The organism is Cellulomonas sp., from assembly GCF_035634735.1.
GTDB lineage: Bacteria > Actinomycetota > Actinomycetes > Actinomycetales > Cellulomonadaceae > Cellulomonas.
This window is the reverse complement of sequence record NZ_DASQCJ010000227.1, coordinates 1-26,314: the sequence shown is the minus strand read 5'-3', so window position 1 is coordinate 26,314 and position 26,314 is coordinate 1. Positions and strand designations below refer to the sequence as shown.

Below are 26,314 nucleotides of genomic sequence, written 5' to 3'. Positions count from 1 at the left end.
CGGCGAGGAGTACCTCATCCTCTCCGCGCGCGACATCCTGGCGGTCGTCACCAAGTGACGTCCCCCGCCGGCCCGTGAGGCCGGCGGACGCCTGACGAGGGCCCCCTCCGCGGACGGAGGGGGCCCTCGTCGCGCCCGGCGCCTGCGCGTGCGCGGCCCGTCCCGCCGTCGAGAGTGCGACCGACACGTCGAGCGCGTCGTCGCCGGCTGCTCGCTCGACGTGCCGAGCACCTGCTCGGCGCGCGCAGGCGGGCGTGCCGAGCGGTCGGCGGCACGCCTCCCGCGGCTGGGCGCGGGCCGGACAGCACGACGGGGCCCCTCCGCATGCGGAGGGGCCCCGTCGCTCGTGGACGGCGACCGCGCGGTGTCGCACCGCGCTCGGTCGCCACGCTTCAGGTGGCGGCGCTCCGGCCGCCGGCGGCTCGCGGCCGCCCGGGCTCAGATCGCCTGGTGGGTCGTCCGGCCGGCGCGCTCGGCCAGCACGGCGGTGCGCTCGTCCTCGGAGAGGCCGCCCCAGACGCCGTACGGCTCACGGACCGCGAGGGACTGCTCGCGGCACTCGTTGATGACCGGGCAGGTGGCGCAGATCGCCTTGGCCGCCTCGGCGCGGCGGCGGCGCGCGGCGCCCCGCTCGCCCTCGGGGTGGAAGAACAGGTCCTGGTCGGCGTCGCGGCAGGCGCCCTCGTACTGCCACTCCCAGAGCTCCATCACGGGTCCCGGAAGGCGGGAGATCTCGGCCATGGTGGTCCTCCATCCTGCGCGGCGCCGGGGCGCCGTTCTGGTGACGTGCGGGGGGTCGTCCGGCCGACGACCGTTCCCTGGGACCGAGGTCCCTGGCGCGCCGTCCGAACTGCACTGATGAGGACAGTACAACCGCTTCAGCAGTTGTTCAAGACCGTGTCGCGAATCGGTTCGGCGCGAATCGCTTCACTGCCGCGACCAGCACTGGCGCGATTCGTGGCGCGGTTCGGTCGACGGAGCGCGGGGCGCTGGCGCGGTTCGCCCGGTCGCCGCTGGAAACCGCGCCAGATCCCCGGCACAATCGGACACGGCCGCGCGACCGGCGGCGGGACAGAGACGGGCGAGATGCAGCACAGCGAGGACGAGGGACCGGCCGGCGGCGCCGACCGGGACCCCGGCGACGGCGCGACCGAGGCGGTCGAGCTCGACGGCCCGATCCTCACGGTCGCCGCGGTCGCGGCACGCCTCGGCGTCGCCCCCGCGACGCTGCGTACCTGGGACCGCCGCTACGGCCTCGGTCCGTCCGAGCACACCGCGGGTGCGCACCGCCGGTACAGCACGGCCGACCTGGCGCGCCTGATGACCATGCGCTCGCTCACGCTCGACGGCGTGCCGCCGGCCGACGCCGCCCGGCTGGCCCGGGAGGGCGCCCCGGGCGCGCTGCCGGAGCCCGCGGCGCCGCCCGAGCACGACGGCGCCGACCGTGCCGCGCACGGCGGCGCGCACGGTGACGCCCGCGGCGGCGCGCACGGCGGCGCGCACGGGTCCGCCGGCCCTGCAGCCGATGCGAGCCCCTCCGCCGACGCAGCCCCCGCGGCCGACGCCGCCGACACCCCCGCGGTCCGCCACCTCAGCGCCGTCCCGGACGCGTCCGCGCGCGACCGCGAGGACGCCGCGCCCGCGGACCCGCGGCACCCGGCGCCCGCCGCGCCCGCCGCCCGCGCCGCGCGCCCGCCGCGCCCCGCCACCCCCACCTCGGTGATCGACGCGGCCCTGCGCGCCGACGCCGCCGAGGTCGCCCGCCTGCTCGCGCTGCCCGCCGGCGGGGACCTGGTCCGCTGGTGGTCCGACCTGGTCGCGCCCGCGCGCGCCGGCATCGCGTCGCGCACGGTCCTCGCCCGCCCCGGCGACGAGCCGGACGCCCTCGTCGCCGCCGCGGCGCTCGCGGTGCTGCGGGACCGCTCGGGCCGCGTGCCGCGGCACCCGTCGCGCCGCCGGATCGTGCTGCTGCTCGCGGCGCCGGGTGAACCCCGGCCGCTCTCGCTGCACGTGCTCGCCGGCGCGCTGGCCGACGCCGGGGTGGACGCGCGGGTCGTCGCCGGGCCGACGGGGCGCCACCGCCTGCTCGAGATCGCGGCCATGACGTCGCCGTCGGCGGTGGTGCTGCTGAGCGAGCAGACCGCCCCCGACCTGGGCCTCGTCGGCGCCGTGGCGGAGGCGCACGCGGAGCTGCCGGTGTTCGTGATGGTGCCCGACGAGGCCGCGGGGGAGGTCCCGCTGGGCCGCCAGGTGCACCGCGTGCGCACCGTGCCGGGCCTCGTGCACGAGGTGCTGGCCGTCTCCGCCTGACACCTGGGTTCTTCCTGGACGCTAACGTCGGGCCGGATCCGGCCGATACAGGAAGGAAGCCGGATCCGCCAGGGTCCTGGCACAGGCGGAAGGCGGAGGTCGATGGCGGGCGTCGTGGTGTGCCACGGATCGACGGCGGTGCGCGAGCGCATCGTCCTGACGGCACTCGGTGTGCCCGCGCTGGCCCCGGTGCGCGCGGCGGCGTCCGTGGACGAGCTGGTCACGCTGGCGCGGCGGGTCCCGCCGACCATCGTGCTGCTCGACGCGCACCTGCCGACCCCGGGCCCCGTGGAGGCGATCCGCCGGCTGCGGGCGGTGCCGTCCCAGTCGACCGTCGTGATGCTGGCGGTGCCGGGCGACGAGATCGCGCTGGACCGGGCGATCGCGCTCGGTGCCCGCGGCTACCTCGCCCCCGACGTCGGCCGGGCGGAGCTCGCCGCGGTCGCCGCGCACATCCTCGCGAGCCCGGGCATCCCCGGCGCGCCCGGCGCGGTGCCGCACGACGGCCTGTCCGCGGCGCACGGGCACGGCGGCGTGGCGAGCGCCCCGACCCCGGTGGTCGCGCGCGTCGAGCTGCCCGCGCAGGCCACCGGCCGCGACGAGGTCTCCTTGACGAAGCGCGAGGTCGAGGTGCTGGTCGGCATGAGCAACGGCCGGTCGAACGCGCAGATCGGCCAGGAGCTGTTCCTGTCCGAGGACACGATCAAGACCCACGCCCGCCGGCTGTTCCGCAAGCTCGGCGCCGCCGACCGCGCGCAGGCCGTGGCGATCGGGCTGCGCAAGGGCCTCATCCGCTGACGCCGGCCGGGGTCGCCCACCCGGCCCCGCCGCGTCCGCCGCCGCGCACCGCGCCGGCCGCCGCGCACCGCGCCCGGCGTCGCGCAGGTCACCCCGGCCGGCGGGCGGGTCGCAGGAGCGACGGCCGTATCATCGGGGGATGACCGACCTGGGCACCCCTGGATCCGCCGCTCCCGCCGACCCGTTCGGCTTCATCGGTCTCACCTACGACGACGTCCTGCTGCTCCCGGGCGAGACGGACGTCATCCCGAGCGAGGTCGACACCACGACCCGGCTCACGCGTGAGATCTCCCTGTCGATCCCGCTCGTGTCCGCCGCCATGGACACCGTCACCGAGTCGCGCATGGCGATCGCCCTGGCCCGCCAGGGCGGCATCGGCGTGCTGCACCGCAACCTGTCGATCGAGGCGCAGGCCCACCAGGTCGACCTGGTGAAGCGCTCCGAGTCCGGCATGGTGTCGGACCCCGTGACCGTGGGCCCCGACGCGACGCTGGCCGAGCTCGACGCGCTGTGCGCCAAGTACCGCGTGTCCGGCCTGCCGGTCGTGGACGACGACCGCCGCCTGCTGGGCATCATCACCAACCGCGACCTGCGGTTCGTGCCGCCGGCCGAGTTCTCCACCCGCCGGGTGCGCGACACCATGACGTCGATGCCGCTGGTCACCGGGCCGGTCGGCATCTCGAACGACGACGCCGCCGCGCTGCTCGGCAAGCACAAGGTCGAGAAGCTGCCGCTGGTCGACGCGGACGGCCGCCTGCAGGGCCTCATCACCGTCAAGGACTTCGTGAAGTCCGAGCAGTACCCGATGGCCACGAAGGACGCGAGCGGCCGCCTGGTCGTCGCCGCGGCCGTCGGGTTCTTCGGCGACGCCTGGGACCGCGTGACCGCGCTGGTCGAGGCCGGGGTGGACGCGCTCGTCGTCGACACCGCCAACGGCCACGCGCGGCTCATGCTCGACATGGTCCGCCGCATCAAGTCCGACCCGGCCACGAAGCACGTCCAGGTGATCGGCGGCAACATCGCGACCCGCGCCGGCGCGCAGGCGCTGGTCGACGCGGGCGTGGACGCCGTCAAGGTCGGCGTCGGCCCGGGCTCGATCTGCACCACCCGCGTGGTCGCCGGCGTCGGCGTCCCCCAGGTCACCGCCGTGTACGAGGCGTCGCTCGCCGCGAAGCCGGCCGGCGTGCCGGTCATCGCGGACGGCGGTCTGCAGTACTCCGGCGACATCGCCAAGGCGCTCGTGGCCGGCGCGGACAGCGTCATGGTCGGCGGCCTCATCGCCGGCTGCGACGAGTCGCCCGGTGACCTGGTGTTCGTCAACGGCAAGCAGTTCAAGCGCTACCGCGGCATGGCGTCGCTCGGCGCGATGCAGAGCCGCGGCGACCGCCGGTCGTACTCGAAGGACCGGTACTTCCAGGGCGACCTGTCCGACGACGAGATCATCACCGAGGGCATCGAGGGCCAGGTGCCCTACCGCGGGCCGCTGTCGGCGGTCGCGCACCAGCTGGTCGGCGGCCTGCACCAGTCGATGTTCTACGTCGGCGCGCACACGGTGCCCGAGCTGCAGGCCCGCGGGAAGTTCGTCCGGATCACGCCGGCGGGGCTCAAGGAGTCGCACCCGCACGACGTGCAGATGATCTCGGAGTCGCCGAACTACACGGTGCGCTGAGGTCGGACGCGCGAGAAGGGGCCGGGTGCGGATCGCACCCGGCCCCTTCCGCGTCCGGGTCAGTCCCGGAACGTCTCGATCTGCGCGCCCAGCTCGACGAGCCGCTCCTGCAGCCCCTCGTAGCCGCGGGCGATGATGTCGACGTTGCGCAGCACGCTCTCGCCCTTCGCCGCCATCATGGCCAGCAGGATGACGACCGCGGGGCGCAGCGCCGGCGGGCAGGACACCTCGGCGCCCGACCAGCGGGTGGGGCCGGAGACCTGGAGCCGGTGGGCGTCGAGCAGCCGCACGTCGGCGCCGAGCCGGGTGAGGTCGGTCAGGTGGATCGCCCGGCCCTCGTAGACCCAGTCGTGCACCAGCGTCGAGCCGGTCGCGCACGCGGCGATCACCGCGAAGAACGGCAGGTTGTCGATGTTGAGGCCGGGGAACGGCATCGGGTGGATCTTGTCCAGCGGCGCGCGCAGGTCGCTCGGGTGCACCGTGATGTCGACCAGCCGGGTGCGGCCGTTGTGCGCGGTGTACTCCTCGGACAGCGTGTAGCGCTGGCCCATCTCGGACAGGGTCGCGAGCTCGATCTCCATGAACTCGATCGGCACCCGGCCGACGGTGATCTCGGAGCCGGTGACGATGCCCGCGGTGAGCAGGCTCATCGCCTCGACCGGGTCCTCGGACACCGCGTACTCCACGTCGGCGTCGATGTCGGCCCTGCCGTGCACCCGCAGCGTCGTCGTGCCGATGCCCTCGACGCGGACGCCCAGCAGCTCCAGGTAGAAGCACAGGTCCTGGACCATGTAGTTCGGGCTGGCGTTCCGGATGGTCGTGACGCCCGGGCGGCGGGCCGCGGCCATCAGCGCGTTCTCGGTCACGGTGTCGCCTCGCTCGGTGAGCACGATCGACAGGTTCTCGGTGCCCGGGTCGGTCACGCGGGCCAGGTAGCGGCCGCCGCTGGCGGTGACGGACAGGCCGAACGGCCGCAGCGCGATCATGTGCGGCTCGACGGTGCGGGAGCCGAGGTCACAGCCGCCGGCGTACGGCAGCCGGAACTCGTCCTGCTGGCCCAGCAGCGGGCCGAAGAACATGATGATCGACCGGGTGCGGCGGGCGGCGTCGACGTCGATGGCCTCCAGGTCGAGGTCCCGGGGGACGACGATCTCCAGGTCCCGGCCGTCGGCGGACCAGGTGGCGCGCACGCCGACGGAGCGCAGCACGTCGACGATCCGGTCGACCTCGACGATCCGCGCCACGTTCCGCAGCCGCGTGGTGCCGCGGTTGAGCAGCGAGGCGCACAGCAGGGCGACCGCGCCGTTCTTCGAGGTGTTCACGTCGATCCGGCCGGACAGCCGCGCGCCGCCGCGGACCCGGAGGTGGGTGTGCTGCGGTCCGCCGAGCGTGACGATCGGGGAGTCGAGCGCGGCGCCGATCCGGGTCAGCATGTCGAGGCTGACGTTCTGCGCGCCCTGCTCGATGCGGTGCACGGCGGACTGGCTGGTGCCGAGGAGCTCGGCGAGCTGGGTCTGCGTCAGGCCGCGGTGGCGGCGCGCGGACCGGACCAGCGAGCCCACGTGGGCCAGCTGCTCGGGGAGGGTGGGGGTGACGACGGGGATGGACGAGGTCACCGTGGGAACGGCTCCGGTCGCCGGGTTGGTCAGGGTCACGACGACGACGTTAACTCATGGATGAGATATCGGCACGGGTTCGGGTGCGGAGATCGTGTGTGCGCGGGCCGTTGTCGTGGATCCCGACCTCATGACCGGCGTTGCGGGCGCGGTGGAGGCCCTGGTCAGGCGATCAGCGTGTCCTGGATCGGGCGGCCGGCGAACCGGCGGTCCCGGGCGGGGTCGTGCCGGATGGCGACCGGCTCGGGGGTGACCCGGACGGGCAGCGCGGGCTGGGTGGCGATCCGGCCGGTGACCCGGGCGGCGAGGTTCGGCGCGGACGCGGCGGCGGGCGCGGCGACGGCGGGTGGCGCGGCGGAGGCGGGGGCGGACGCCGCCGCCGGCTCCGGCGCGCGCAGCGGCTCCAGCGGCGCGCCCGTCCCCGGTGCGCCCGCCGCGGCCGCCGCCCGCGACGCCGCGCGGCTCGGCCAGGTCGACTCCGCCCCCGGGCCGGTGTGCCCGCGCTCCGCGCGCCAGGCGTTGAACGCCTCGGCCCACGCCCGGTGCGCGGTCACCTGGTAGTCGTGCAGCGAGACCAGGTCGAGGTCGCCCAGGTGCGGGAACCGCCCGACGATCCGCTCCAGCACGTCGAGGGTGGCCACCACGTCGACGTCGGCGGTGTGCAGGCTGCCGGTGTCGACCACCTGGTAGACGCCGCACAGGTCGACGAGCTTGCGCTTGCCCGACCGGTACCGGTCCTCGGCGCGGTCGAGCACGAGCGGGTCGATGACCGGGCGCAGCTCCCCGCCGAGGCGGTCCTCGACGGTGGGCAGGCCGTGCCGGCGGAGCTCGGACTCGAGCAGGCAGAGGTCGAACGACGCGTTGTACGCCACGACCGGGACGCCCTCGCGGACCGCCTCGGCGATGGCGGCCGCGATCTCGTCCAGCGCGCCGCGCGGCTCGACGCCGTGCTCGCGCGCGTGCTCGGTGCTGATGCCGTGGATCGCGCTGGCGCCCTCGGGGATCTCGACGCCGGGGTCGACCAGCCAGGTGCGCACGTGGGTGCCGTCGCGGTCCCGCCGGACGAGCGCGGCCGTCACGATGCGGTCGTGGTCGGTGTCCACGCCGGTGGTCTCGGTGTCGAACCCCAGCAGCGGCCCGTCGGTCCAGGTCATGCGTCTCCCTCTCCTTCCTGCGCCGCCAGCATCGCACCGGGCACCGACGCTCCCCGGGACCCCGCGCGGCGTGTGGCGGGGCCCGGGTGCGCGCGGCGGCCGTCCGGGTGAGGGTGGGGGGAGCCCCGCCGACCGCGGGGGACCCCCTACGGAAGGAGTCGTCATGGCTCGCCTGACCGGTCGTACCGTCGCGTTCCTCACCAGCTCGAAGGGCATCGAGGAGCCGGAGCTCACCACGCCCTGGAAGGCCGTCGCCGACGAGGGCGGCACCCCCGTCCTCGTGTCGGCCGAGGCCGGCACCGTCCGCGCCGTGAACAACGACCTCGACCCGGGCGGCGAGTACCCGGTCGACCGCACGCTGGACCAGGTGTCCGCGGACGAGATCGACGCGCTCGTCATCCCCGGCGGCACCGTCAACGCCGACACGCTCCGCACCCAGGAGGGCGCGCAGGCGCTCGTCAAGGCCGTGCTCGGCGCGGGCAAGCCCGTCGCCGCGATCTGCCACGGGCCGTGGACGCTGATCGAGGCCGGCGTCGTCGAGGGCGTGACGCTCACGTCCTACCCGAGCCTCGCCACCGACCTGCGCAACGCGGGCGCCACCTGGGTCGACCAGGAGGTCGTCGTGTCGCAGGCCGCCGGCGCCACGCTCATCACCTCCCGCAACCCCGACGACCTGCCGGCGTTCAGCGCCGCGGTCGTGGACGCGGTCGCGGGCTGACCCGCCGGCGCCGCGACCGCCGCGGCGCCACCCACCCGGGCCCCGTCGCGCCACGCGGCGGGGCCCGCGTCGTCCGCCCGCGCCGGTAGCCTGTCCCGGTGAGCAACGAGATCGAGATCGGCCGCGGCAAGCGGGGACGGCGCGCATTCTCCTTCGACGACGTCGCCGTGGTGCCCTCGCGCCGCACCCGCGACCCCGAGGAGGTGTCCGTCGGCTGGCAGATCGACGCGTACCACTTCGACCTGCCGGTGCTGGCGGCGCCGATGGACTCCGTGGTGAGCCCCGCGACCGCGGTGGCGCTGGGCCGCGCGGGCGGCCTGGGCGTGCTCGACCTCGAGGGCCTGTGGACCCGCTACGAGGACCCGGAGCCCCTGCTGGCGCAGATCGCCGAGCTGCCGGCCGCCGAGGCGACCGCCCGGATGCAGGAGATCTACGCCGCCCCGATCCAGCCCGAGCTGATCCGCCGCCGGGTCGGCGAGGTCCGCGACGCGGGCGTGACGGTCGCGGGCGCCCTGTCGCCGCAGCGGACGCAGGAGTTCTGGAAGGACGTCGTCGACGCGGGCGTCGACCTGTTCGTCATCCGCGGCACCACCGTGTCGGCCGAGCACGTGTCCGGCCGCGCCGAGCCGCTCAACCTCAAGCGGTTCATCTACGAGCTCGACGTGCCGGTGATCGTCGGCGGCGCGTCCACCTACACCGCGGCGCTGCACCTCATGCGCACGGGCGCGGCGGGCGTGCTGGTCGGCTTCGGCGGCGGCGCGGCGCACACCACCCGGGTGTCGCTGGGCATCCACGCCCCGATGGCGACCGCCGTCGCGGACGTCGCGGCCGCGCGCCGGGACTACCTCGACGAGTCGGGCGGCCGGTACGTGCACGTCATCGCCGACGGCGGCGTGGGCCGGTCCGGCGACCTGGTCAAGGCGATCGCCTGCGGCGCGGACGCGGTCATGCTCGGCGCCGCGCTGGCGCGCGCGACGGACGCCCCGGGCGGCGGCTGGCACTGGGGCCCCGAGGCGCACCACCCGCACCTGCCGCGCGGCGAGCGGGTGCAGGTCGGCCAGGCGGGCACGCTGGACCAGGTGCTGTTCGGCCCGGGCCACACGGCGGACGGCTCGCTCAACCTGATCGGCGCGCTGCGCCGGGCGATGGCGACCACCGGGTACTCGGACCTCAAGGAGTTCCAGCGGGTGGAGATCGTGGTCTCCCCGTACCAGCCGCGCTGACGCCGGCACCCGCGCGCCGAGGGCCGCGGCTCCCCGACCGGGGGAGCCGCGGCCCTCGCGCGTGCTGGGCATGCGGTCGGCCGCTCCGGTGCCCCGCGCCCGGTACGCGCGACCCGCTGCCCGCGACGGTGGAAGGTTGTGACGGACACGCCGACGGCGTGTCCGTCACGACGTTCCACTGTCGGACAGGCGCACTGGCCCCGACGTCGAGGCCGGGCGAAGCGGGCGTGGGCGGATGCCCGTTTGGTTCGTGTTTGAGTCCGAGTCGGTTTGATTGCTTGCGTTTCGGTGTCCGGTTGGGGCATGCTGGATCGCGCAGCAGCCCAGCGCCGGGCCTCCCTCGGCGCCCCGGGCCACCCTGCGCAGACGACCCGGAACCGACGGAGGCGACGTGTACGCAACGGAGCGCCAGCAGCAGATCCTGGCGGCCGCCCGACGGGACGGGCGCGTGGACGTCGCCTCGCTCGCGACCACCCTGGACGTCACGCCGGAGACGGTCCGCCGCGACCTCACGGTGCTGGAGCGGCACGGCCTGGTCCGCCGGGTGCACGGCGGCGCGATCCCGGTCGAGCAGCTCGGCTTCGAGCCCGGCCTCGCGCAGCGCGAGGGCCTGCTGTCGGGGGAGAAGGACCGGATCGCCAAGGCCGCGCTGGAGGAGCTGCCGGCCGGCGGCGCGATCATCCTGGACGCGGGCACCACGACCGTGCGCCTGGCGGAGCTGCTGCCGACGGACCGCGAGCTGACCGTCGTCACGCACGCGCTGCCCGTCGCCACGGTGCTCGCCACCCGCCCCGGCATCACGCTGCACCTGGTGGGCGGCACGGTCCGCGGCCGGACGCTCGCGGCCGTGGGCACGTGGGCGCTGCGCGAGCTCGCCGACATCCACGTCGACACGGCGTTCCTCGGCACCAACGGCCTCAGCGTCGAGCACGGCCTGACCACCCCCGACCTCGCGGAGGCGGCGGTGAAGCGCGCGCTGGTGACGGCGGCCCGGCGCACGGTGGTGCTCGCCGACCACACCAAGCTCGGGCGCGCGGACTTCGCGCACGTGGCGCCGCTCGACCAGGTGGACACGCTGGTCACCGACTCCGGGGTGCTGACCGAGCTCGCGGACGAGGTCGAGGCCGCCGGCCCGCGGGTGGTGCGCGCGTGACCGCCGCCGGGGCGCCGCGCGTCGTCACGCTGACGCCGAACCCGAGCCTGGACCGGGCGCTGCACCTGGACCGGCTCGCGGTCGGCGAGGTGAACCGCGCCGCGGCCACCCACCTGCACCCGGGCGGCAAGGGCATCAACGTGTCCCGGGCGCTCGCGGCGCACGGCGTGGCGTCCCGCGCGGTCATGCCGTCGGGCGGCCCGGACGGCGCGCAGGTCGTCGCGCTGCTCGCGGCGCAGGGCGTGGACGCGCGGCCGGTGCCGGTCGCCGGCGACACCCGGTCCAACATCACGCTGACCGAGTCGAGCGGGGCGACGACGAAGATCAACGCCCCCGGCGCCGCGCTGACCCCGGACGAGGTCGCGGCCCTGCTCGCCGCGGTCGAGTCCGAGCTCGCCGGGGCGACCGCCGTGGTCGCCGCGGGCAGCCTGCCGGCAGGCCTCGGCGACGACTTCTTCACCGCGGTGGCCGACCTGGGCGCGCGGCACGGCGTCCCGGTCGTGCTGGACACGTCCGGCGCGCCGTTCGCCGCCGCGGTCCGGCACGGCGGCCTCGCGCTGGTGAAGCCGAACGACGAGGAGCTCGCCGAGCTCGCGGGCCACGAGCTCGTGACCGTCGGCGACGTCCTCGCCGCCGCCCGCGCGGTCCAGGCGCTCGGCACGGCCGCCGTCCTGGTCAGCCTCGGGGCGCACGGCGCGCTGCTGGTCGCCGAGGGCGGGTCCTGGTGGGCCGGCGGCCCCGGCCTGGTGCCCGTGTCCACGGTCGGTGCGGGGGACTCGACCCTGGCCGGCTACCTCGCGGCCGACGGCCCGCCCCCGGACCGGCTGCGCCGCGCGGTCGCCTGGGGCCGCGCCGCCGTCCTGCTCCCGGGCAGCGCCGTCCCGCGCCCGTCCGACGTCCGACCCGACGAGGTGGCCCTGGTGGCCGACCCCGATCCCGCCCTCGCCCTGAAGGAGCTCTGACATGAGCCTGCCCCTCACCTCCGCCGACCTGGTCGGCGTCGACCTCGCGGCGGCCGACCGCGACGACGCGACCCGCCAGCTCATCGCCCTGCTCGCCGCGGCGGGCCGGGTGACCGACGCCGAGGGCTTCCACGCCGACGTCCGCGCCCGCGAGGCGCAGATGGCCACCGGCATGCCCGGCGGCGTCGGCCTGCCGCACGCCCGCTCCGAGCACGTCACCGCGCCGAGCCTCGCGGTCGGCAAGCTGCGCGAGCCCGTCGACTGGGGCGCCCCGGACGGGCCCGCCCGCCTGGTGTTCCTCATCGCCGCCCCCGCGGGCGGGGACGCGGACCACCTGCAGATCCTGGCGGCGCTCGCCCGCCGGCTGGTGCACGAGTCGTTCCGGCAGTCGCTGCTCGACGCGCCCGACGCGGCGACGGTGGCGGAGATCGTCCAGCGAGAGGTGGTGCCGTCATGAAGTTCGTCGCCGTGTCCTCGTGCCCCACGGGGATCGCCCACACGTACATGGCCGCCGAGGCGCTCGAGCAGGCCGGCAAGGCCGCCGGCCACGAGGTGCACGTCGAGACGCAGGGCGCCGCGGGCTCCACCCCGCTCGACCCGGCGATCATCGCCGCCGCGGACGGCGTCATCTACGCCGCGGACCTGGAGGTCCAGGCCAAGGACCGGTTCGCCGGCAAGCCGTTCGTCGACGTCGGCGTGAAGAAGGCGGTGCACGACCCGACCGGGGTGCTGGCCCAGGCGGTCGCGGCCGTCGAGGCGGGCGTGCCCGCGGCCGACGCCGCCGCGGCCGGCGCCACGCCCACGGCCGGCGGGGCCCCGCGCCCCGCGGTCAAGGTCGACCCGAACGCGGGCGTCGGCACCCGGATCCGGCAGTGGCTGATGACGGGCGTGTCGTACATGATCCCGTTCGTCGCCGCCGGCGGGATCCTCATCGCCCTGGGCTTCATGATCGCCCAGGCGGCCTGGCCCGGGAACGAGGGGCCGGTCGCGGTGACCGCGGTCCCCGTCCAGGACCTCATCACGTCGTTCAGCATCACCTCCGGGCAGGACTGGGCGGTGCTGCTGTACCAGACCGGTGCGGCCGCGTTCGGCTTCCTCGTCGCGGTGCTGTCCGGGTTCATCGCGTACGCCATCGCCGACCGGCCCGGCCTGGTGCCCGGCTTCGTCGGCGGCGCGATCTCCGTGGTGATCGGCGCGGGCTTCCTCGGCGGCCTGGTCACCGGGTTCGTCGGCGGGTTCCTCGCCCTGTGGATCAGCCGGTGGCGGGTGCCCAAGGGGGTGCGCGGCGTGATGCCCGTCGTGGTGACGCCGCTGCTGTCCTCGCTGGTCACCGGGTTCCTCATGTTCGTGGTCATCGGCCGGCCCATCGCTGACGTCATGGACGGCCTGACGAACTGGCTCAACGGCCTGTCCGGCTCCAACCTGGTGCTGATGGGCGCGCTGCTCGGCGCGATGATGGGCTTCGACCTCGGCGGCCCGATCAACAAGGTCGCGTACACCTTCGCGGTGACCGGCCTGGCGACCGAGGGGCTGACGGGCGACGCCGTGCAGTACCGGATCATGGCGGCCGTGATGGCGGCCGGCATGGTGGCGCCGCTGGCGATGGCCCTGGCGACGGTGGTCCGCAAGGGCCTGTTCACGCACGCCGAGCGCGAGAACGGCAAGGCCGCCTGGCTGCTCGGGCTGTCGTTCATCTCCGAGGGCGCGATCCCGTTCGCCGCGGCCGACCCTTGGCGGGTCATCGTGTCGTCGGTCGTCGGGTCCAGCGCCACCGGCGCGATCACGATGGCGGTCGGCTCGGGGCTCCGCGCGCCGCACGGCGGCATCTGGGTGCTGCCGCTGATCTCGAACCCGCTCGGGTTCCTGCTGGCGGTCGCGGTCGGCACCGTGGTCACCGCGGGCGTCGTGGTCGTGCTCAAGGGGCTGCGCCCGAGCCCGCTGGTCGAGGCCGAGCGCGAGGCCGACGCCGCGGCCGCCGCGACCGCGCCCGCCACCGCCCAGCCCGCCGTCGCCTGACGGCACCCCGCGTCCCCGGGCCGCGCGGCCCGGGGACGCCCGGGGCGGGACCTCCGCCCCTTCCCAGACCGATCTCGACGGGGAGACGCTCACGCCATGACCGACACGCGAACCGAGACCACCGCAACGCCCGCCGCCGGGACCGTGCTCCAGGGGGTGGGCGTCGGCCGCCGCGTCGCCGTCGGCCCGGTGGTGCGGGTGCGCCCCGCCCCGGCGGTGCCGGGCGACGCCCCCGTGCTCCGGGACGGGGCGCCGGTGCCCGCCGACGAGCTGCCCGACGCCGTGACCGCCGCGTTCGCCGCCGTGGGCGACGGCCTGCGCGAGCAGGCCGGCCGCGCGACGGGCACGGTCGCCGAGGTGCTGGGCGCGACGGCGATGATGGCCGACGACCCCGCGCTGCGGGACCAGGTGCTCGGCCGGGTCCGCGGCGGCGAGCCGCCGGTCGCGGCGATCGACGCCGTGGTCGGCACGTTCGCCGCCATGTTCGAGCAGGCCGGCGGCTACCTGGCCGAGCGGGTCACCGACCTGCGCAGCGTCCGGGACCGCGTCGTCTCGCGGCTGGCCGGGCTGCCCGCGCCCGGGGTGCCCGAGCTGCGCGAGCCGTCCGTGGTGGTCGCCGTCGACCTCGCGCCCGCCGACACCGCCGCGCTCGACCTGGAGCGCGTGCTCGCCCTGGTCACCGAGGAGGGCGGCCCGACCGGCCACACCGCGATCATCGCAGGGCAGAACGGCATCCCGTGCGTCGTCCGCACCACGGGCGCCTCGGCGCTCGCGGACGGCGTCGTGGTCGGCGTCGACGCGGCGGGCGGGACCGTCCTGGTCGAGCCGTCCGCCGACGACCGCGCCGCGCTGGAGGCCCGGGCCGCCGCGGAGCGCGCGCTCGAGTCCGACACGGACCCGGGCGGCACCGCCGACGGGCACCGGGTGCAGCTGCTCGCCAACATCGGCACGGCCGAGGACGCCGAGAAGCTCGTCAGCGCCGCGGTCGAGGGCGTCGGGCTGTTCCGCACCGAGGTGCTGTTCCTCGGCCGGCAGCAGGCGCCGACGGTCGACGAGCAGGCCGCCGCGTACGCCCGGGTGCTGCGCGCGCTCGGCCCCGACCGCAAGGTCGTCGTGCGGACGCTCGACGCGGGCGCCGACAAGCCGCTCGCGTTCGCCAACCTGCACGCGGAGGAGAACCCCGCGCTCGGCGTGCGCGGCTACCGGCTGGTGCGGTCCGCGCCCGGGCTGCTGACCGACCAGCTCACCGCGCTGGCCCGCGCGGGCGAGGAGACCGGCACCCAGCCGTGGGTGATGGCGCCGATGATCGCCACCCCGGCCGAGTCCCGGGCGTTCGCCGAGGCCGTGCACGCCGCCGGTCTGCGCACCGCGGGCGTCATGGTCGAGGTGCCGGCCGCGGCGCTGCGCGCGACCGCGGTGCTCGACGAGGTCGACTTCGTCTCGCTCGGCACCAACGACCTCGCGCAGTACACGATGGCCGCCGACCGGCTGCGCGGGGAGCTCGTCGACCTGCTCGACGCGTGGCAGCCGGCCGTCCTGGAGCTCGTGGCGGCGACCGCGCGGGCCGGGGCCGCGAAGGACCGCCCGGTCGGGGTGTGCGGCGAGTCGGCGTCCGACCCGCTGATGGCGCTCGTGCTCGTCGGGCTCGGGGTGACCAGCCTGTCGATGTCGCCCGCCGCGCTGCCCGCGGTGCGGTTCGCGCTGCGCCGGCACCCGCTGGACGCGTGCCGCGCGATGGCGGACGCGGCGCTGGCGGCGGCCGACCCGGCCGCGGGGCGCGCGGCGGTGGCGGGGCTGCTCGACCCGGAGGCGCGGGCGACGCTGGGGGTGTGAGGCGGGGCGCCGGGCGCCGGGCGCGCGCCCGGGCGGCCGCGGGGCGTGCGCGCGGGCGGCCGCGGGCGTGCGCGGGCCGGTGTGTCGCCGGGGCCCGCTGCCGACGGCGTGCCGCCGTGCCCGGGCCTGGGTCCCGCCGACCGCGGGCCGGGGGCCGGTGCGCCCTGAGGCCCGCGGCCGGAGCCCGCAGGATCGCGCGGCGGGACCCGGAGACCCGGGCGGCGCCCGCCTGCGCCGGCGGGCGCTCGGGGACGCTGGAGGCGCCGCCCGCCGGAAGGCCCGGCCGGGCCGCCCCGGAGGACCGCCGTGCCCGCCCACCTCAGCCGCCCCCGCACTCGCCCCCGCCTCGCCCTCGCCGCCGCGCTCGCGGTCGGGGCGCTCGTCGCCGTCCCGTCCGCCGCGCAGGCGCTCGGCGGTGCGCCGCCGGCCGACGCGGGGCCGCCGGTCGTCGCCGTCGTCGAGCCCGGGGTGGCGCCCGAGGCCGACGTGGCGCCCGAACCCGACGGGGCGCCCGGGCCGGAGGCGGTGCCGGAGCAGGATGCGGCGCCCGGACCGGATGCGGCCCCTGGGCCGGACGGGGTTCCCGGGCCCGAGGCGGCGCCCGCCGCGGGCCCGCCGGGGGTCGCCCCCGGCCCCGCCGGCGCAGCGCCCGCGGCCGACGCCCGCGCCGACGACGGCCCGCCGGTCGTCGTGGCGCACCCCGCTGACGCGACGGTCCGGGCCGGCGAGCGCGCGGAGTTCGAGGTGGCCGCCACCGGCGTCGAGCCCCTGATCGTGTCGTGGCAGTGGCGGTACCCGGACGAGACGTACTGGTGGGACACGACCGAGGAGTCGAGCAGCGCGTGGCGGTTCGTGACCCCGGTGCGCGAGCTGTCCTTCGACGGCTTCCGCTACCGCGCGCTCGTGACGGACGCCCTCGGCCGGACGACCCCGTCCGCGAGCGCGGCCGTGCACGTGATCCCGCTGGCCCCCGCCTTCGCCGAGCACCCGCGGTCGGTCGAGGCCCTCGTGGGCGAGCCGGTGACGCTCGGCGCCACGCTCCTCGAGCCGGCGCGCCTCGGGCCGGTCACGGTGCGGTGGGGGACGCTGGCGGCGGACCGGACCTGGCACGAGGTCGAGGGGGCGACCGGGCTCACCCTGGACCTGACCGCGACCGCCGCGACGGACGGCGCCGTCTACGTCCTGCACGTGCAGAACGATCAGGGCGAGGCGTGGAGCGACCCCGCGACGGTGTCGGTGCGGGTCCAGCCGCCCGTGCGCGTCCACGTGGCGGCGCGGGTCGTGCTCGCCGGGCAGCTGCCGGGCTGGGCGTGAGGCGCCGGCCGGGTCCCGGGCGCCCGCCCGCGGTCCGGCCCGCTCAGGCGGCCGCCGGGGCGTGCCGCCGGGTCCGGGCCGGGGTCTCGCCGACCACGGCCCGGTACCGGCGCGTGAAGTGCGCCTGGTCGGTGTACCCGAGGTCCGCCGCGAGGCCGGCCAGGTCGGTCGAGGGGTCGGCGAACAGCGTCGTCGCCGCGGCCTGCAGCCGCCGGCACTCGATCAGCCACTTCGGCGTCAGCCCGGTGTGCTGCCGGACGACCCGGCTGAGCGTGCGCGTCGTCGTCCCGAGCAGGTCGGCCAGGTCGGCGACCCGCAGCACGTCGGCGCGCTCCTCGGCGACCCGGCAGGCCGCGTTCGCGAGCCGGCCCGCGTCGTCGACCCGGTCGGCGACGGGGGTGAGCCAGGCGCGGAGCAGCGCGGCGACGGCGCGGTCGGCGGCGTCGCGCGCCTGCCCCATCGCGCTGGCGACCGCCGGCAGGGGCGCGCCCGGCAGCGCCTCCCCCCGCCCGACCAGGCGGGCGGGCTCGGTGGCCGTGAGCACCCGGGTCGCGGCCGGCCGGAGCAGCACGCCGACCACCCACGACCGGCCGGCGAGGTCCTGGGTCGCGAGCACCCGGGAGGGGCCGTGCAGGGTCGCGCCCGACGGCTGCAGCACCGCGTTGGCGGCGGGGTAGGTGAGCACGCGCTGCGTCCGGACCTCGCCGGGCGGCACGTCCCACCGGGCGACCCAGACGTGCCGGACGAGCTCGACGAGCGCGTCACCGGCCGGGGCCGCGGGCTCGCCGAGGACGAACCGGGATAACGCGACCTCGGGGTCGCCCGGGTTGAGGTGCCCCGCCGACTCGACCACGCGCCGCCCTCCTGTCCCGTTCGTACAAGACCCCGCGTCCCGGCGGGGCGAGGCTCGACGCATGACCGAGCGCACCGCACCCCCGACCGGCACCGCACCGACCGACGCCGCCGCGACCGCCCCCGCGACCGGCGCGCACACCACCGACGGCGTCCCGCACGGGATCACCTCGCTGACGCCGCACCTGGTCGTCCACCCGGCGGCCGAGGCCATCGGATTCTACGAGCGGGTCCTCGGCGCCCGGGTCGTGGACGTGTTCCGGATGGGCGACCTGGTGGGCGAGGCGTCGCTCGACCTCGGGAACGGCCGGTTCACGCTGAGCGACCCGATGCCCGCCTACGGCATCACCACGCCGGACCCCGCCGCCGCGACCTACTCGCTCGCCGTGCACGTCCGGGACGTCGACGCGACCGTCGACCGGGCCGTCGCCGCCGGCGCGACGCTGCGCGAGCCCGTGACGACGTTCGTGTCCGGCGACCGGTACGGCTCGGTCACGGACCCGTTCGGCGTGCGGTGGACCGTCATGACCCGGGTCGAGGACCTGTCGCCGGAGGAGTCGGCGCGCCGCGTGGCGGCGTGGGCGGCGGAGCAGGCGGCGCAGGGCTGACGGCCCGGGGCGCCCCGACCCGCGGCGCCCCGCCCCGGCCCGGGACGCCCCTCCGGCCCCGGCCCGGGCGCGGCGCGTAGCCTGGCCGCATGGTGCCCGAGCACGGCGTCCTCGACCCGGAGACCGACCCCCTCGCCACGTACGTCCTCGAGCCGGACGACCTGCGCGACCTGGCGGACCGGGTCGCCGGCTCGCCCGGCGCGGGGACGCGCACCCACCACGCGCCGTGGACCCGCGCGCCGCTCGCCACCCTCCCGCAGTCGACGCCGGACGACGTGGCCCGGGCGGCGCGCGCGGCCCGGGCGGCCCAGCGCCGGTGGGCCGCCGTCCCCGCGCGGGACCGCGCGCGGCTGCTGCTGCGCGTGCACGACCTGCTGCTCCAGCGGCAGAGCGACGTGCTCGACCTGGTGCAGCTGGAGAACGGCAAGGCGCGCGGCGCCGCGTACGAGGAGGTCGCCGACGTCGCCCTGCTCGCGCGGCACCTCGGCCGGACGGCACCGCGGTACCTCGCGCCCGAGCGCCGCCCGGGGCTGGTGCCGGGGCTCACCTCGGTCCGCGTCGTGCACGACCCGGTCGGCGTCGTCGGGGTCGTCGCGCCGTGGAACTACCCGCTGAGCCTCACCCTCGGGGACGTGCTGCCGGCGCTCGCGGCGGGCGACGCCGTGCTGCTGCGGCCGGACCCGCAGACGCCGCTGACGGCGCTGTGGGCGGTCGAGCTGCTCGAGGACGCCGGGATGCCGCGCGGGCTGGTGCAGGTCGTGCTGGGCGACGGCCCGACGGTCGGGTCGGCGGTCGTCGACCACGTGGACCACGTCGTGTTCACCGGCTCGACGGCCACGGGGCGGGTCGTCGCCGCGCGGGCGGGGGAGCGGCTGGTGCCGAGCACGCTCGAGCTCGGCGGCAAGAACGCGATGTACGTCGCCGAGGACGTGGACGTCGAGGCCGCCGCCGAGGGCGCGGTCCGGGCCTGCTTCGGCGGCACCGGGCAGCTGTGCATGTCCGTCGAGCGGCTGTACGTGCACCGGGACGTGTACGACGCGTTCGCCGCGGCGTTCGCGCGCCGGACCCGGGCGCTCCGCGTCGGCACCGGCCTGGACCACCGGTCCGACGTCGGGTCGCTCACCTCGGCCGAGCAGCTCGCCCGCGTGGTCGAGCACGTCGAGGACGCGCTGTCCGGCGGGGCGCGGGTGCTCGCGGGCGGCGTGCACCGCACGGACCTCGGGCCGTACGTGTACGAGCCGACGGTGCTGGAGGGGGTCGGCCCGCACGCGCGCGCGTTCCGCGAGGAGACGTTCGGGCCCGTCGTGGCGCTGTCGCCCGTGGCCTCGGACTACGAGGCGGTGGCCGCGGTGAACGACTCCGCGTACGCCCTCAACGCGTCGGTGTGGACCCGGTCGACCCGGCGCGGCGCGGCGCTCGCGGCCCGGCTGCGCGCGGGCAGCGTGAACGTGAACGACGGCTACCAGGCCGCCTGGGGCTCGGTGGCGGCGCCGCAGGGCGGGCGCGGGGCGTCGGGCTGGGGGCGCCGGCACGGGCGCGAGGGGCTGCTCGCGCTGACCGCGACCCGGACCGTGGCGGTGCAGCGGGGCGTGCACGGCGTGCGCGTCGGCGGCCGGACGGTGCTGCCGCCCGTCGGGCCGGGGCGGCTGCTGTCCGGCGACCCGGAGCGGTGGACCGGGACGGTGACCGCGGTGCTCCGCGCGGCGCGGGCGGCGCGGCTGCGCTGAGGCCGGCGGGCGGGGTCCGCCCCGGCGGCCGTCAGCTCGGCTGGCAGGCCTTCGCGGTGCCCGCCGACGGCGTGCGCGGGCCCGCGTCGCCCGTGCGCGGCACGGGCACCGGCAGCGCGGCGGGGGAGGACGGCGTGCCGTCGAACACGACCCGGTTCCGCCCCTCGCGCTTCGCGCGGTACAGCGCCGCGTCGGCCCGCGCGACGAGCGCGTCGCGCGACTGGCCCTCCGCGGCCATCGCCCCGCCGAAGCTGACCGTGACCCCCAGGCCCGGCGACAGCTCGTGCCACGGGTACCCGGCGATCGTCGCGCGGATCCGCTCGCAGACGGCCAGCGCCTGCTCGTGCGGGGAGTCGAGCAGCACGAGCGTGAACTCCTCGCCGCCGATGCGCGCGGTGGCGTCGCCGACCCGGACGGCACTGGTCATGATCTGGGCGACGCGGCGCAGCACCTCGTCGCCGACGGGGTGCGAGTGCTCGTCGTTGACGGCCTTGAACAGGTCGATGTCCGCGACGACGTAGGCGAGCTCCGTCTCGCGCCCGAGCCGCGCGGCGAGCACCGCGTCGAGGCCGCGGCGGTTCAGCAGCCCGGTGAGCGGGTCGTGCGCGGCGTCGTGCTGCAGGGTCTCGTTGAGCGCGGTGAGCTCGGCGGCGCGCTTACGGGCCTGGTCGCGCGCCTGGCGGACGCGCTCGACGTCGAGCTGCGCGTTCACCACGATGCCGCGGCGCTCGGCGGCCTGGTCGCGCTGGGCCATGACGGCCTCGTGGTACCGGCGGTGGGTCTCGAGGGCGGCGCGCAGGTCCCCGGCGTCCTCGTGCACCTGGACGAGCTCGAGCAGCACGTCGGCGCGCTCCATCGGCCGCAGGGACTGCTCGGTCAGCAGCAGGCCCTCGTGCAGGGCCGCGACGGCGCCCGCGTGGTCGCCGCGCAGCCGGCGCAGGCGCCCGAGGGCCGCGTGGTACCGGATGGTGAGGTAGCGGGCCGCGACGCGGGGCAGCGCGCCCTCGACGGCGGTGAGCGCGGCCTCGGCGGCGTCGAGGTCGCCCCCGGCCATGTGCGCGCGCGCCAGCCGGACCTGGGCCTCGACGGCCATGCGCGGGTTGCCGGAGTCGCCGCCGTCGGCGTCGGGCACGCCGTGCGCGGCCTCGAGCCCGCGCAGCGCGAGCTGCACCGCGCGGGCGGCCAGCGCCCGCGCGCGCACGGGGTCGGTGCCGCGCAGCGCCTCGCTCTCGTCGGTGTCGAGCTTGGCCAGGCCGGACAGCGTGGCGCAGGTGCCGTCCGGGCGGTCGAGCTCGGGCCACAGCCGCGCGGCCTCGTCCAGCAGCTCGCGGGCCTTCTCCGGGAACCGGCCCATCGAGATGTAGGTGTCGGCGAGGTTGTTCAGCGCCGCCGCGAGGCCCTCGGTGTCGTGCAGTTCGCGCCGGATGGCGAGGGACCGGTCGAGCAGCTCCAGGGCGGACAGGTTGTCCCCGAAGCCGTTGTAGACGGCCGCGAGCCCCTGCAGCAGCCGGCCCTCCCAGGCGCGCATGCCGTGGGTGGTCGCGAGCTCGAGCGCGTGCTCGATGGCCCGCAGCGCCAGGGGGTCCTCTCCGAGCAGGTGGTGGGCCCAGCCGCCGTTGTACTCGAGCTCGATCTCGACGGCCACGGCGCCCTCCGCGCGGGCCTCGTCGAGCAGGGCCGGCAGGGCCGCGACGCACAGCGCGGGGGCCGCGTCGCACAGCCGGTCGACGCGGGCCAGCTCCGAGCGCCAGTAGGACTCGCGGTCCTCGGCGAAGGCTCGGGCATGCGTCATGTTCGTCGTATCGGCGGTGACCCCGGAGGGCTGGAGCGGTCGATCGGGTGAAGTCCGCGGGCCGGACGACCCGTCCGGATGGCGGGAAGGTGACGCGGCAGGGACCGAACGGGTGACGCGTCAGGGACAGGGCGGCCGCACCGGCCCCGGACGCCCGACGGGGCCCGCCCGAGACGCGCGCGGGGCCTGCCCCGGACGTGCCGGGACGGGCCCCGTCGGGCGGCGCGGACGCGCGCGGCGTCAGGCGATCGCCGCGACCGACTGCCGGGCGATCTCGAGCTCCTCGTTCGTCGGGATCACCAGCACGGTGACCTCGGCGCCGTCGGGGGAGATGACCTTCGGCTCCTTGATGCGGCCGGCGTTGCGCTCCGGGTCGACCTGGATGCCGAGGCGCTCCAGGCCCGCCAGGGCGTTGAGCCGGACGATGTCGTCGTTCTCGCCGATGCCGGCGGTGAAGGTGATGACGTCGACGCGGCCGAGCTCGGCGTAGTACTTGCCGACGTAGCCCTTGATGCGGTGGTAGTAGACGTCGAGGGCGGTCTTGACCCGCTCGTCGCCCGCGGCCACGGCGTCGTGCACGTCGCGCATGTCGGTGTAGCCGGAGAGGCCGAGCATGCCGGACTTCCGGTTCAGCAGCTCGTCCAGCTGGTCGATCGTGTAGCCGCCCACCCGCGCGAGGTGGAACAGCACGGCCGGGTCGATGTCGCCGGACCGGGTGCCCATGACCAGGCCCTCGAGCGGGGTGAGACCCATCGAGGTGTCGATGCAGGCGCCGCCGCGGACGGCCGACGCCGAGGCGCCGTTGCCGAGGTGCAGCACGATCGTGTTGAGCTCCTCCAGCGGCTTGCCGAGGAACTCGGCGGTCGCGCGGGACACGTACAGGTGCGACGTGCCGTGCGCGCCGTACCGGCGGATCTTGAACTCCTTGGCGACCTGCTCGTCGATCGCGTAGGTGTACGCGGCCGGCGGCATGGTGCGGTGGAACGCGGTGTCGAAGATCGCGACGTGCGGGATGTTCGGGAACGCGTGCCGCGCGGCCTCGATGCCCGCGACGTTCGCCGGGTTGTGAAGGGGGGCGAGCGGGGAGAGCTCGTCGATCTGCGCGAGGACCGCGTCGTCGATCACGGCCGGGCCGTCGAAGACGTCGCCGCCCTGGACGACGCGGTGGCCGACGGCGGTGAGGTCCTCCTCGCGGAGCTGCGGGCCCTGCTGCTCGAACAGGTCGAGGACCAGGCGCATGCCGGTCTCGTGGTCGGGGACCGGCTGCTCGAGCACGGTGGCGCCGTTCGGGCCCTCGTGCTTGACCTTGCCGACCTCGAGGCCGATGCGCTCGACGATGCCGCTGGCGAGCGCCTCGCCGCTCGTCGCGTCGACGAGCTGGTACTTGATCGACGAGGAGCCGGAGTTGATGACGAGGACGTGGTTCACTTCGAGCCTTCCGGGGTCGCGCCCATGGCCTGGGCCTGGATCGCCGTGATGGCGACGGTGTTGACGATGTCCTGCACCAGGGCGCCCCGGGACAGGTCGTTGACGGGCTTGCGCAGGCCCTGGAGCACCGGGCCGACCGCCACGGCGCCGGCGGAGCGCTGCACGGCCTTGTAGGTGTTGTTGCCGGTGTTGAGGTCCGGGAACACGAAGACGGTGGCGCGGCCCGCGACGGCGGAGTCGGGCATCTTGGTCTGGGCGACCGAGGCGTCGACGGCGGCGTCGTACTGGATCGGGCCCTCGACGCTCAGGTCGGGGCGGCGCTCGCGGACGAGCTCGGTGGCGGTGCGGACCTTGTCCACGTCGGCGCCCGAGCCGGACGAGCCCGTGGAGTAGGACAGCATCGCGATGCGCGGCTCGATGCCGAACTGCGCGGCGGTCTCGGCGGAGGAGATCGCGATGTCCGCGAGCTGCTCGGCCGTCGGGTCCGGGTTCACGGCGCAGTCGCCGTAGACCAGGACGCGGTCCTCGAGGCACATGAGGAACACCGAGGACACCACGGAGGTGCCGGGGGTGGTCTTGATGATCTCGAAGGACGGCTTGATGGTGTGCGCGGTGGTGTGCGCGGCGCCGGAGACCATGCCGTCGGCCAGGCCGAGCTGCACCATCATCGTGCCGAAGTACGACACCGAGGACACGATCTCGCGCGCCCGCTCGACGGTCATGCCCTTGTGCTTGCGCAGCTCGGTGTACTCGGCGGCGAACCGCTCCAGCAGCTGGCCGGCCTTCGGGTCGACGACCTTCGCGGCCGAGAGGTCCAGGCCGAGCTCGGTGGCGCGGGTCCGGATCGACGCCTCGTCGCCGAGGATCGTCAGGTCGGCGACCTCGCGCTGCAGCAGCGTGGAGGCGGCGCGCAGGATGCGGTCGTCGCTGCCCTCGGGGAGCACGACGTGCTTGCGGTCGGACCGGGCCCGGTCGAGCAGCTCGTACTCGAACATCAGCGGGGTGACGACCTCGGGGGCGGGCACCTCGAGGGCGGCCAGGGCCTCCTCGGCGTCGGTGTGCTTCTCGAAGAGCGCGAGGGCGGTGTCGACCTTGCGCTGCGAGTCGGCGGACAGCCGGCCGCGGGTGCCGGCGGCGGCGGACGCGGAGCCGAACGTGCCGAGCTCCGTGCGGATGATCGGCAGCCGGCTGCGCAGGCCGTCGACCAGGCGGGAGACCGTGGCCGGGGGCTCGAAGCCGCCGTTGAGGATGATGCCGGACAGGGACGGGAAGCCCTCGGCGGCGTGCGCCATCAGCAGGCCGAGCAGGATGTCGGACCGGTCGCCGGGGACGATCACGACGACGCCGTCGGACAGCCGCTCCAGCAGGTGCTCGATCGACATGGCGCCGACCAGGACGTCGGTCGCCTCGCGGGGCAGCAGCTGGGCGTCGCCGCCGATCAGGGTGCCGTCCACGGACTCCATGAGCTGGCGGACGGTCGGGGCGACGAGGAACGGCTCCTCGGGCAGCGCCCACGCGGTGGCGCGGGTGGACAGTTCGGCCCGGATCGCGTCGAGATTGGCGGGGTCGCACCGGTTGGCGACGATCGCGACGACCTGCGCGTGCCCGGCCTCGAGCTCGGCGGCGGCGACCTCGGCGACCTGGCGGACCTCCTCGGGGGAACGGCCCTGGCCCTTGACGCACAGCAGGACCGGCGCGCCGAGGTTCGCGGCGATCCGGGCGTTGAAGCCGAGCTCGGCCGGGCCGGCGATGTCGGTGTAGTCCGTGCCGACGACGACCACCACGTCGCAGTCCCGGGCGACGGCGTGGTACCGCTGCACGATCGTGGCGAGCGCGGCCTCCGGGTCGTGGTGCACGGCCTCGTAGGTGGTGCCGATGCAGTCCTCGTAGGACAGGTCGACGCCGTCGTGGGCGAGCAGCAGCTCCAGCACGTAGTCGCGGGTCTCGGTGGAGCGCGCGATGGGCCGGAACACGCCGACCTTCTGCACGGTGCGGGTCAGCAGGTCGACCAGGCCGAGGGCGACGGTCGACTTGCCGGTGTCCCCCTCCGGGGACGTGACGTAGATGCTGCGGGCCACGGGTGGGCTTCTTCCTCGTCGGCGTGGGCCGGGGTCGCCGGCCGTCAGGTGGTGGGATGAATTCTGCCGGACATCCACCGCCGGATCGCGCCGGAGCCCGGGTGACGCGGGCCACCCGGGGTCCCTCCCGGCCGTCCCGCGGCCGCCCCGTGTGACCTAGGTCCCAGAAGGCCGATGGCCCGCACCGGGGTGGTGCGGGCCACCGGCCGCGTCGGGACTACTCGTTGTCGCCGCCCGTCGACAGGGTGGCGGTGGACTGCTGCGGGCCGCCCTCCTCGGTGCCGGTCTCGCCGGCGTCCGGCCACACCCAGTCGCGCACCTCGGGGAGGTCCTCCCCGTGCGCCCGGGTGTAGTCGTGCGCCCGGAGCCGGGCGTCGACCATGCGCTGCCGCAGGCCTGCGTACTTCGAGCCGAGCGACGGCACCTGGTCGATGACGTCGATCACCAGGTGGTACCGGTCGAGGTCGTTGAGCATGACCATGTCGAACGGCGTGGTGGTCGTGCCCTCCTCCTTGTACCCCCGCACGTGCAGGTTCTTGTGCCCCTTGCGGCGGTACGTCAGGCGGTGGATGAGCCACGGGTAGCCGTGGTACGCGAACACGATCGGCTTGTCGGTCGTGAACAGCGTGTTGAAGTCGCGGTCCGACAGGCCGTGCGGGTGCTCCCGCTCGTCCTGCAGCCGCATGAGGTCGACGACGTTGACCACGCGGACCTTGAGGTCGGGCAGCTCGTCGCGCAGGATGTGCGCCGCCGCCAGCACCTCCAGGGTCGGCACGTCGCCGGCGCAGCCGAGCACCACGTCCGGGTCCTCGCCCTCGACCTCGGTGCCCGCCCACTCCCAGATGCCCAGGCCGCGGGTGCAGTGCGCCACGGCCTCGTCCATCGACAGGAAGTTCGGCGCGGGCTGCTTGCCCGAGACCACGACGTTGACGTACTGCCGGCTGCGCAGGCAGTGGTCGTACGTCGACAGCAGGGTGTTCGCGTCCGGCGGCAGGTACACCCGGACGATCTCGGCCTTCTTGTTGACCACGTGGTCGATGAAGCCCGGGTCCTGGTGGCTGAA

Annotated in this window: 20 protein-coding genes and 1 pseudogene; 13 read left to right on the top strand and 8 right to left on the bottom strand. The window is 76.2% G+C overall.

Features of this window, described 5'->3' with window-relative positions:
* Positions 1 to 438: 438 nt before the first annotated feature.
* Positions 439 to 741 carry a WhiB family transcriptional regulator gene (locus VER05_RS18250; RefSeq protein WP_147794312.1) on the bottom strand — a complete coding sequence of 101 codons (303 nt, stop codon included), beginning with the start codon at positions 739 to 741 and terminating at the stop codon, positions 439 to 441.
* A 345-nt stretch (positions 742 to 1,086) separates the two neighbouring features.
* On the opposite strand from VER05_RS18250, the gene VER05_RS18245 reads away from it, so the two are divergent.
* The 3 genes from VER05_RS18245 to guaB all read left to right on the top strand — a co-directional run bounded on the left by VER05_RS18245 (position 1,087) and on the right by guaB (position 4,777).
* Positions 1,087 to 2,310 carry a MerR family transcriptional regulator gene (locus VER05_RS18245; protein ID WP_324846731.1) on the top strand — a complete coding sequence of 408 codons (1,224 nt, stop codon included), beginning with the start codon at positions 1,087 to 1,089 and terminating at the stop codon, positions 2,308 to 2,310.
* A 102-nt stretch (positions 2,311 to 2,412) separates the two neighbouring features.
* Complete coding sequence (locus VER05_RS18240) at positions 2,413 to 3,108, top strand: response regulator transcription factor (protein WP_324846730.1); 696 nt, start codon at positions 2,413 to 2,415, stop codon at positions 3,106 to 3,108.
* A 139-nt stretch (positions 3,109 to 3,247) separates the two neighbouring features.
* Positions 3,248 to 4,777 carry an IMP dehydrogenase gene (gene guaB, locus VER05_RS18235; RefSeq protein WP_324846729.1) on the top strand — a complete coding sequence of 510 codons (1,530 nt, stop codon included), beginning with the start codon at positions 3,248 to 3,250 and terminating at the stop codon, positions 4,775 to 4,777.
* A gap of 59 nt (positions 4,778 to 4,836) precedes the next feature.
* Here guaB and VER05_RS18230 read toward each other — a convergent pair whose 3' ends face one another.
* Together VER05_RS18230 and VER05_RS18225 are read right to left on the bottom strand one after the other, a co-directional pair.
* The gene (locus VER05_RS18230) at positions 4,837 to 6,393 is read right to left on the bottom strand and encodes a UDP-N-acetylglucosamine 1-carboxyvinyltransferase (protein ID WP_324846732.1); all 1,557 of its coding nucleotides are present in this window, start codon (positions 6,391 to 6,393) and stop codon (positions 4,837 to 4,839) included.
* Between the two features lie 164 nt (positions 6,394 to 6,557).
* A complete protein-coding gene (locus VER05_RS18225) occupies positions 6,558 to 7,547 on the bottom strand; it encodes an exonuclease domain-containing protein (protein WP_324846728.1) in 990 nt (329 codons plus the stop codon).
* Positions 7,548 to 7,710: 163 nt separating this feature from the next.
* Here VER05_RS18225 and VER05_RS18220 point away from each other — a divergent pair, with 163 nt between their 5' ends.
* From VER05_RS18220 to VER05_RS18185, 8 genes are all read left to right on the top strand, one after another.
* A complete protein-coding gene (locus VER05_RS18220; protein WP_324846727.1) occupies positions 7,711 to 8,265 on the top strand; it encodes a type 1 glutamine amidotransferase domain-containing protein in 555 nt (184 codons plus the stop codon).
* 98 nt (positions 8,266 to 8,363) lie between these two features.
* Complete coding sequence (locus VER05_RS18215) at positions 8,364 to 9,488, top strand: GuaB3 family IMP dehydrogenase-related protein (protein ID WP_324846726.1); 1,125 nt, start codon at positions 8,364 to 8,366, stop codon at positions 9,486 to 9,488.
* 391 nt (positions 9,489 to 9,879) lie between these two features.
* On the top strand, positions 9,880 to 10,641 hold the full coding sequence (locus VER05_RS18210; RefSeq protein WP_324846725.1) for a DeoR/GlpR family DNA-binding transcription regulator: 762 nt from the start codon (positions 9,880 to 9,882) through the stop codon (positions 10,639 to 10,641).
* Positions 10,638 to 11,603, top strand: a complete 966-nt coding sequence (gene pfkB / locus VER05_RS18205) for a 1-phosphofructokinase (RefSeq protein WP_324846724.1) — start codon at positions 10,638 to 10,640, stop codon at positions 11,601 to 11,603. The genes VER05_RS18210 and pfkB overlap by 4 nt, the downstream gene beginning before the upstream one ends.
* A 1-nt stretch (position 11,604) precedes the next feature.
* Entirely contained in the window at positions 11,605 to 12,060 is a 456-nt protein-coding gene (locus VER05_RS18200) for a PTS sugar transporter subunit IIA (protein WP_324846723.1), read from the top strand.
* A complete protein-coding gene (locus VER05_RS18195; protein WP_324846722.1) occupies positions 12,057 to 13,619 on the top strand; it encodes a fructose-specific PTS transporter subunit EIIC in 1,563 nt (520 codons plus the stop codon). The genes VER05_RS18200 and VER05_RS18195 overlap by 4 nt, the downstream gene beginning before the upstream one ends.
* A gap of 96 nt (positions 13,620 to 13,715) precedes the next feature.
* Positions 13,716 to 15,452 (top strand): phosphoenolpyruvate--protein phosphotransferase, encoded by a 1,737-nt coding sequence (gene ptsP, locus VER05_RS18190; protein WP_324846721.1) that lies wholly within the window; start codon positions 13,716 to 13,718, stop codon positions 15,450 to 15,452.
* Positions 15,453 to 15,758: 306 nt separating this feature from the next.
* On the top strand, positions 15,759 to 16,766 hold the full coding sequence (locus VER05_RS18185; RefSeq protein WP_324846720.1) for a hypothetical protein: 1,008 nt from the start codon (positions 15,759 to 15,761) through the stop codon (positions 16,764 to 16,766).
* Between the two features lie 43 nt (positions 16,767 to 16,809).
* Here the strand turns inward: VER05_RS18185 and VER05_RS18180 are convergent, their stop codons facing one another.
* Positions 16,810 to 17,619, bottom strand: coding sequence for a helix-turn-helix domain-containing protein (locus VER05_RS18180; RefSeq protein ID WP_324846719.1), 810 nt, complete (start codon positions 17,617 to 17,619; stop codon positions 16,810 to 16,812).
* Positions 17,620 to 17,680: 61 nt separating this feature from the next.
* Here VER05_RS18180 and VER05_RS18175 point away from each other — a divergent pair, with 61 nt between their 5' ends.
* The gene (locus tag VER05_RS18175; protein WP_324846718.1) at positions 17,681 to 18,226 is read left to right on the top strand and encodes a VOC family protein; all 546 of its coding nucleotides are present in this window, start codon (positions 17,681 to 17,683) and stop codon (positions 18,224 to 18,226) included.
* Between the two features lie 89 nt (positions 18,227 to 18,315).
* Positions 18,316 to 19,953, top strand: a complete 1,638-nt coding sequence (locus VER05_RS18170; protein WP_324846717.1) for a succinic semialdehyde dehydrogenase — start codon at positions 18,316 to 18,318, stop codon at positions 19,951 to 19,953.
* A gap of 31 nt (positions 19,954 to 19,984) precedes the next feature.
* On the opposite strand, the gene VER05_RS18165 is transcribed toward VER05_RS18170, so the two are convergent.
* From VER05_RS18165 to VER05_RS18150, 4 genes and pseudogenes are all read right to left on the bottom strand, one after another.
* Entirely contained in the window at positions 19,985 to 21,745 is a 1,761-nt protein-coding gene (locus VER05_RS18165; protein WP_324846716.1) for a tetratricopeptide repeat-containing diguanylate cyclase, read from the bottom strand.
* A 240-nt stretch (positions 21,746 to 21,985) separates the two neighbouring features.
* Positions 21,986 to 23,173, bottom strand: coding sequence for an acetate kinase (locus VER05_RS18160; RefSeq protein WP_324846715.1), 1,188 nt, complete (start codon positions 23,171 to 23,173; stop codon positions 21,986 to 21,988).
* A complete protein-coding gene (pta, locus tag VER05_RS18155; RefSeq protein WP_324846714.1) occupies positions 23,170 to 25,251 on the bottom strand; it encodes a phosphate acetyltransferase in 2,082 nt (693 codons plus the stop codon). The genes VER05_RS18160 and pta overlap by 4 nt, the downstream gene beginning before the upstream one ends.
* Positions 25,252 to 25,468: 217 nt before the next feature.
* A pseudogene (locus tag VER05_RS18150) lies at positions 25,469 to 26,314 on the bottom strand (phosphoketolase); the annotation flags it as partial.

What these genes read in the sequence shown, in the direction of transcription:
- VER05_RS18195 (WP_324846722.1), top strand. Translation starts at nt 12,057, where the DNA reads ATGAAGTTCGTCGCCGTGTCCTCGTGCCCCACGGGGATCGCCCACACG.
- VER05_RS18165 (WP_324846716.1), bottom strand. Translation starts at nt 21,745, where the DNA reads ATGACGCATGCCCGAGCCTTCGCCGAGGACCGCGAGTCCTACTGGCGC.
- VER05_RS18240 (WP_324846730.1), top strand. Translation starts at nt 2,413, where the DNA reads ATGGCGGGCGTCGTGGTGTGCCACGGATCGACGGCGGTGCGCGAGCGC.
- ptsP (WP_324846721.1), top strand. Translation starts at nt 13,716, where the DNA reads ATGACCGACACGCGAACCGAGACCACCGCAACGCCCGCCGCCGGGACC.
- VER05_RS18200 (WP_324846723.1), top strand. Translation starts at nt 11,605, where the DNA reads ATGAGCCTGCCCCTCACCTCCGCCGACCTGGTCGGCGTCGACCTCGCG.
- VER05_RS18250 (WP_147794312.1), bottom strand. Translation starts at nt 741, where the DNA reads ATGGCCGAGATCTCCCGCCTTCCGGGACCCGTGATGGAGCTCTGGGAG.
- VER05_RS18245 (WP_324846731.1), top strand. Translation starts at nt 1,087, where the DNA reads ATGCAGCACAGCGAGGACGAGGGACCGGCCGGCGGCGCCGACCGGGAC.
- VER05_RS18175 (WP_324846718.1), top strand. Translation starts at nt 17,681, where the DNA reads ATGACCGAGCGCACCGCACCCCCGACCGGCACCGCACCGACCGACGCC.
- VER05_RS18225 (WP_324846728.1), bottom strand. Translation starts at nt 7,547, where the DNA reads ATGACCTGGACCGACGGGCCGCTGCTGGGGTTCGACACCGAGACCACC.
- guaB (WP_324846729.1), top strand. Translation starts at nt 3,248, where the DNA reads ATGACCGACCTGGGCACCCCTGGATCCGCCGCTCCCGCCGACCCGTTC.
- VER05_RS18170 (WP_324846717.1), top strand. Translation starts at nt 18,316, where the DNA reads ATGGTGCCCGAGCACGGCGTCCTCGACCCGGAGACCGACCCCCTCGCC.
- VER05_RS18220 (WP_324846727.1), top strand. Translation starts at nt 7,711, where the DNA reads ATGGCTCGCCTGACCGGTCGTACCGTCGCGTTCCTCACCAGCTCGAAG.